Source organism: Oryzisolibacter propanilivorax, from assembly GCF_900103645.1.
Lineage (GTDB): Bacteria > Pseudomonadota > Gammaproteobacteria > Burkholderiales > Burkholderiaceae_C > Melaminivora > Melaminivora propanilivorax.
On record NZ_FNHP01000005.1, the window covers coordinates 320,135 to 326,424 of the forward strand.

General features: G+C 70.3%; 6 protein-coding genes and 1 pseudogene. 2 read left to right on the forward strand and 5 right to left on the reverse strand.

From position 1 onward, the window contains the following. Positions 1-57: 57 nt before the first annotated feature. The gene (fghA, locus tag BLQ61_RS10715; protein ID WP_091569796.1) at positions 58-918 is read left to right on the forward strand and encodes an S-formylglutathione hydrolase; all 861 of its coding nucleotides are present in this window, start codon (positions 58-60) and stop codon (positions 916-918) included. A gap of 7 nt (positions 919-925) precedes the next feature. Here the strand turns inward: fghA and BLQ61_RS10720 are convergent, their stop codons facing one another. After that, complete coding sequence (locus BLQ61_RS10720) at positions 926-1,225, reverse strand: putative quinol monooxygenase (protein ID WP_091569799.1); 300 nt, start codon at positions 1,223-1,225, stop codon at positions 926-928. 314 nt (positions 1,226-1,539) lie between these two features. Here BLQ61_RS10720 and rnk point away from each other — a divergent pair, with 314 nt between their 5' ends. After that, positions 1,540-1,947 (forward strand): nucleoside diphosphate kinase regulator, encoded by a 408-nt coding sequence (gene rnk, locus BLQ61_RS10725; protein ID WP_091569802.1) that lies wholly within the window; start codon positions 1,540-1,542, stop codon positions 1,945-1,947. Positions 1,948-2,013: 66 nt separating this feature from the next. Here the strand turns inward: rnk and BLQ61_RS10730 are convergent, their stop codons facing one another. The 4 genes and pseudogenes from BLQ61_RS10730 to BLQ61_RS17605 all read right to left on the reverse strand — a co-directional run. After that, a complete protein-coding gene (locus tag BLQ61_RS10730) occupies positions 2,014-3,144 on the reverse strand; it encodes an acyltransferase family protein (RefSeq protein WP_091569804.1) in 1,131 nt (376 codons plus the stop codon). Between the two features lie 112 nt (positions 3,145-3,256). Continuing rightward, positions 3,257-4,210, reverse strand: a complete 954-nt coding sequence (locus BLQ61_RS10735; protein WP_091569807.1) for an NAD(P)H-dependent flavin oxidoreductase — start codon at positions 4,208-4,210, stop codon at positions 3,257-3,259. 97 nt (positions 4,211-4,307) lie between these two features. Further along, complete coding sequence (locus BLQ61_RS10740; protein WP_091569810.1) at positions 4,308-6,098, reverse strand: acyl-CoA dehydrogenase C-terminal domain-containing protein; 1,791 nt, start codon at positions 6,096-6,098, stop codon at positions 4,308-4,310. Positions 6,099-6,177: 79 nt separating this feature from the next. Continuing rightward, positions 6,178-6,290: pseudogene (locus tag BLQ61_RS17605) on the reverse strand (electron transfer flavoprotein subunit alpha/FixB family protein); the annotation flags it as partial.

Sequence of the window (6,290 nt, forward strand, 5' to 3'; positions counted from 1 at the left end):
CAATTTCGCCATAAACAGGCGCTGCGGGCTGCCGGCCCGCGCCGAAGGAGCCCTCGCATGACGCCACCCCTTGAACTGCTCAGCACCCACGCCTGCTTCGGCGGCGAGCAGCGCTTTTATCGCCAGGACTCGGTCGAGATCGGCCTGCCGATGCGGCTGGCCGTGTACCTGCCGCCCAGGGCGCTGGCCGGCACGCCGGTGCCGGCGCTGCTGTACCTGGCCGGGCTGACCTGCACCGAGGAAACCTTCCCGACCAAGGCCGGCGCCCAGCGCTTGGCGGCCGAACTGGGCCTGGCGCTGGTGGCGCCCGACACCAGCCCGCGCGGCGCGGATGTGCCGGGCGAGGCCGATGCCTGGGACTTCGGCGTCGGCGCGGGCTTCTACCTGGACGCCACGCAGGCGCCCTGGAAGCCGCACTGGCGCATGGAAAGCTGGCTGATCGCCGAGCTGCTGCCGCTGCTGGCCCAGCAGCTGCCCATCGACGGCCAGCGTCTGGGACTGTTCGGCCACAGCATGGGCGGGCACGGCGCTTTGAGCCTGGCGCTGCGGCACCCGGGGCGCTTCCAGAGCCTGTCGGCCTTCGCGCCGATCTGCGCGCCCACGCGCTGCCCCTGGGGCGAGAAGGCCTTCACCGGCTACTTGGGCGCCGATCGCGCCACCTGGAGCGCGCACGACGCCACGGAGCTGATGAGCGCACAGGCCAGCGCGCCCTACCCCGGCGGCATCCTGATCGACCAGGGCCTGGACGACAAATTCCTGGCCGAACAGCTGCACCCGCACCTGTTCGAGGCCGCCTGCGAGACCGCCGGCCAGCCTTTGACGCTGCGCCGCCACGCCGGCTACGACCACGGCTACTACTTCGTGCAGAGCTTCATCGACGATCACCTGCGCCACCACGCGCGCCAGCTGATCGGCTGATCGAGACTCAGGTCGGCTGCGCCGCCCCGACCTCGTAGCGGCGCAGGTCGCGTTCGCCAATGCCCAACGCCGGCCACGCCGCGCGCCAGCGGGCGATGTGCGGCGACGCGAAGTGCGCCTCCAGCGCCTGCGCGTCCTGCCACCGTTCCTGGACGTGGATCAGGCCGGGGTCGAACAGGTCCTGTGCATAGCTGTACTGCAGGCAGCCAGGCTCCGCGCGTGAGGCCTGCACCATGGCCAGCATGGCGGGCAGCGCGCTTTCCAGGCGCGCAGCGGGCAGGCGCACGGTTCCGACGATCAGCAGCATGTCAGGGGCTCCAGAAAAAGCCGGTCATGCTACGCAGGTTCTGGCGGCACACTCCACCTACGCCGTTTGACCCGGCTTGGCAAGCCACGGCCAATTCGCAGCACCGCTGTGCGAGATTCCTTGGCAAGGGTGCTGCTTGCCCGCACAATCCGGCCCATGCGCTCGCGCCAAGCGGTGCGCCCTGCGCAAGAAGACGCCCCGGCCCGGACAACCCCGTTGCCCGGGCTTTTGTCCGTCTGGCCCCTGGCCGCCCGAGAGGGCGCCCCGGCGCCATCCGACCAACCTGAACAACTCCCTCCGAAAGGCAGTCCGACATGCTGCAAAAGCCCGCCATCACCCTGTCGTCGCTGGACCTGGAGCGCATCGAGGCGCTGCTGGACAAGACCACCACGGCATTTCCCGGCCGCGACCAACTCGAAGCGGAGCTGGACCGCGCCGACGTGCTCGACCCCCAGAACATGCCACCCAACGTGGTGACCATGAACTCCACCGTGCAGTTCACCATCCTGGAAACCGGAAAGGCCAGCACGCTGACACTGGTCTATCCGCGCGAGATGGATGGCGGCGGCGACAAGGTGTCGGTATTCGCGCCAGTGGGCATCGCCCTGCTGGGCCTGACCGTGGGCGACGAGATCCAGATGCCCAGCCCCACCGGCCAGGTGACGGTGCGTGTGGACGCCATCACCTTCCAGCCGGAAAGCGCTGGCGAGCTGCACCGCTGAGCCTGCGCCGCTTCGGCTTCCAGGCAGCCCGCGGGCTGCCTTTTTTTGTGTGCCCTCCGGGGGCGTTCAGCGCAGCGCCGCCAGCAGCGCCGTCGCCAGCCCGGTGCCGACCAGCCCGGCCTGCCAGCGCAGCGCGCTGTGCCAGGTCGGCACATGCCGCTCGACGCGCCGGTACAGCCAGCCGCCGGCCGCCAGCGACAGCGCAAAACCGCCCACCAGGGCCAGCACGCCCGCCGTTACTGACTGCGGCCACCACTGCGCCACTGCGGCGTTGACCAGCAGGCACACCGCGAAGTGCACCAGGAACACCGAGTACGACACCTGCCCCAGCCAGCGCAGCGGCGCCAGGCCCTGCCAGGCCGCAACCGCCGGAACGCGCATCAGCAGCCCCAGGGCCAGCGCCGTGCCACCGGACAGCGCGATGCGCGCACGCCAGTCCAGCGCCAGGGCGCACAGCACCAGCAGCGCGATGACGCCCTGCCAGCATCGCGCTTCATGGTCGTCCGCGGCGTGCGCCGCCCACCAGGCCAGCATGCCCAACCCGTAGGCGCCGAAGAAGTACGGCGCCCAGGCGTCCCAGTCCGGGTCGCGGTTGAAGCCCAGCAGCGAGGCGGCGGCCAGCAGCAGCACCAATGCCTGCGCGCCGCGCGCGCGCCATGCCGCGGGCACCAGCCGGCGCACACCGGCCAGCAGCAACACCGTGAGCGCGAACAGCTGGAAGTCGATGGCCACGTACCAGACGCCCGCCGACAGCGACTCCTCGCCCAGCACGCCGTGCAGCAGCAGCGCGTGCGCCAGCAGCTGGGACAGGTCCGGGTCGGCTGACACCATGGCGTCGTCCAGCCACGGACGCACCGCCGCCGACACCACGATCACCAGCGCCAGCGCCACCGCGTAGGGCACGACCAGGCGCACGAAGCGCTGGCCGATCTTGGCGCCCGGCCGCGCGAAACGCGCGCTGCCCTGCGGCGCCAGGCTGGCGGCGGCCAGGTAGCCGGCCAGCACCAGGAACACCTGCACCGCGATGCGCGCATGCTCGGCCAGCCAGTCGATGGCCAGCGGCGCCGCCTCGTGCGCCAGCGCCGACACCGGACCGTAGAAGGCCAGGTGGTGCAGCACGATGGCCGCGCAGGCCAGGGCCTTGGCACAGTCGATGAGCGCGCTGCGCGGCGTGGCGGCGGGGGCGATGGAAGGCATGGGGGATCAGGCAAGCCGGCGCCCGAAGCAGCCGGCCGACAGCGGAAAAAGTGCGGGCCGCGACGCGGCCCGGGCGGTATTGTGCGCTTTTGCCGGCGCGGCTGCAGGCGGCTCAGGCCAGCGCCAGGCGGCGCCGGGCGGCGGCGTATTCGCGCCGCAGCCGCGCCACCAGCTCGGCCGCCGGCAGCACCGCGTCCACCGCGCCGATGCCCTGGCCACAGCCCCAGATGTCCTTCCAGGCCTTGGTCGAGCCTTCAGCGAAATTCATCTTGCTCGGGTCGGACTCGGGCAGGTGCTGCGGGTCCAGCCCGGCGGCGCGGATCGACGGCGCGAGGTAGTTGCCATGCACGCCGGTGAACAGGTTGCTGTAGACGATGTCGTCGGAATTGCACTCGACGATGGCCTGCTTGTAGGCGTCGCTGGCGCGCGCCTCGTGCGTGGCGATGAAGGCCGAGCCAATGTAGGCCAGGTCGGCCCCCATGGCCTGCGCCGCCAGCACCGCATCGCCGGTGGCGATGGCGCCAGACAGCACCAGCGGCCCATCGAACCACTGCCGGATTTCCTGGATCAGCGCGAACGGGCTTTTCACGCCCGCGTGGCCGCCGGCGCCGGCCGCTACGGCGATCAGGCCGTCGGCGCCCTTCTCGACGGCCTTGCGGGCGAAGGCGTTGTTGATGATGTCGTGCAGCACCACTCCGCCCCAGCCGTGCACGGCCTGGTTCACGTCCTCGCGCGCGCCCAGGCTGGTGATGACGATGGGCACGCGGTACTTGGCGCAGACCTGCATGTCGTGCTCCAGCCGGGCGTTGCTCTTGTGCACGATCTGGTTGATGGCGAACGGCGCAGCGGGCGACTCGGGATGGGCGCGGTCCCAGGCGGCCAGGGTCTCGGTGATCTCGGCCAGCCAGTCGTCCAGCTGCTCGGCCGGGCGCGCGTTCAGCGACGGCATCGAGCCGACGATGCCGGCCTGGCACTGGGCGATGACCAGCTGCGGGTTGCTGACGATGAACAGCGGCGAGCCGATGACCGGCAGCGACAGCTTTTGCAGTACGGGTGGCAGGGCCATGGAGTCTCCCTCAACGGGTTCGGTGATGATTTTTAAACCAAAAGCGGCCTCAGCCCTTATGCAATAAGGGCCCGCAGCTATTTTTTCAGTAGCGCGTTCAAAAGGCCTCGGGGGCCAGCGCCATCACGCTGGCGGCGCCGTGCACGATCTCGTCCTTCAGCGCCGGCACGCGCACCAGGATGTGCTCGCCGTAGAAGCGCGCGGTGGCGATCTTGGCCTGCAGGAAGGCCTCGTCCTGTCCCTGGCCCGACAGCTGCTGCGCCGCCAGCAGCGCCCGGCCCATCTGCCAGCCGGCAACCAGGTTGCCGGCCAGCATCAGGTACGGCACGCTGCCGGCATAGGCGGCGTTGGGGTCCTCCTTGGCATGGCTGGCGATGAAGTCCACCACCTCCAGGAAGGCCGTGCGCGCCGCGCCCAGGCGCGTGGCGAGGCTGGCGGCGGCGTCGCCACCGGCGGTACGCAGCGCGTCTTCGGTCTGCGCGATGTGCGCGGCGATGGCGCGTGCAAGCTGACCGCCGTCGCGCGCCGTCTTGCGGCCGACCAGATCGTTGGCCTGGATGGCGGTCGTGCCCTCGTAGATGGTCAGGATGCGCGCGTCGCGCAGGTACTGCGCGGCGCCGGTTTCCTCGATGAAGCCCATGCCGCCGTGCACCTGCACGCCCAGGCTGGTCACCTCCTGGCTCATCTCGGTGGCGAAGCCCTTGACCAGCGGCACCAGGAATTCGTAGAAGGCGGCGCTTTCCTGGCGCGCCTGTGCGTCCGGGTGGTGGTGCGCCGCGTCGTAGGCGGCGGCGGCCACGCTGGCCATGGCGCGGCAGCCCTCGGTGAGCGCGCGCATGGTCATCAGCATGCGGCGCACGTCGGGGTGCTGGATGATCGGCACGCTGGCGCGCGCGCTGCCGTCCACCGGGCGGCTCTGCACGCGCTCGCGGGCGTACTGCACGGCCTTCTGGTAGGCGCGCTCGGCAATCGCGATGCCCTGCACGCCCACGGCGTAGCGCGCGGCGTTCATCATGATGAACATGTACTCCAGGCCGCGGTTCTCCTCGCCGACCAGCCAGCCCGTCGCCCCCCTGTGGTCGCCGAACTGCAGCACCGCCGTGGGCGAGGCCTTGATGCCCAGCTTGTGCTCGATGGACACGCAGTGCACGTCGTTGCGCGCGCCAAGGCTGCCATCGGCGTTCACCAGGAACTTCGGCACCACGAACAGGCTGATGCCCTTGACGCCCTCGGGCGCCCCTGCCACCCGCGCCAGCACCAGGTGGACGATGTTGTCCGCCATGTCGTGCTCGCCGTAGGTGATGTAGATCTTGGTGCCAAAGACCTTGTAGCTGCCGTCGCCCTGCGGCTCGGCGCGCGTGCGCACCAGCGCCAGGTCCGAGCCGGCCTGCGGCTCGGTCAGGTTCATGGTGCCGGTCCACTCACCCGACACCAGCTTGTCCAGGTAGGTGGCCTTCAGCGCCTCGCTGCCGGCGGTCAGCAGCGCCTCGATGGCACCGTCGGTCAGCAGCGGGCACAGCGCGAAGCTCAGGTTGGCGCTGTTGAGCATTTCCACGCAGGCTGCGCCGATGGTCTTGGGCAGGCCCTGGCCGCCGTGGTCGACCGGGTGCTGCAGGCCCTGCCAGCCGCCCTGGGTGAACTGCGCGTAGGCCTCTTTGAAGCCGGGCGTGGTGTGCACCGCGCCGTCCTGCCAGCGCGACGGCTGCTGGTCGCCGATGACGTTCAGCGGCGCAACCACGCCCTCGTTGAAGCGCGCGCATTCCTCGAGCACGGCGGCGGCGGTGTCCCGCCCGGCGTCCTCGAAACCGGGCAGCTGCGCGACCTGCTCGATGCCGGCCAGGTGCTCAATGGCGAACAGCATGTCCTTCAAGGGGGCGGTGTAACTCATGGGATCCTCGGCTGCGACTGGGAGAAGAAGGTGAAAAAAAAGGCACCGCAAGCGATGCCTGGGTGCCGGCGCTGCGGCTTTACAGCGCCTGGATGAGCTCCGGCACGGCCTGGAACAGATCCGCCTCCAGCCCGTAGTCGGCCACCGAGAAGATCGGCGCCTCCGCGTCCTTGTTGATGGCCACGATCACCT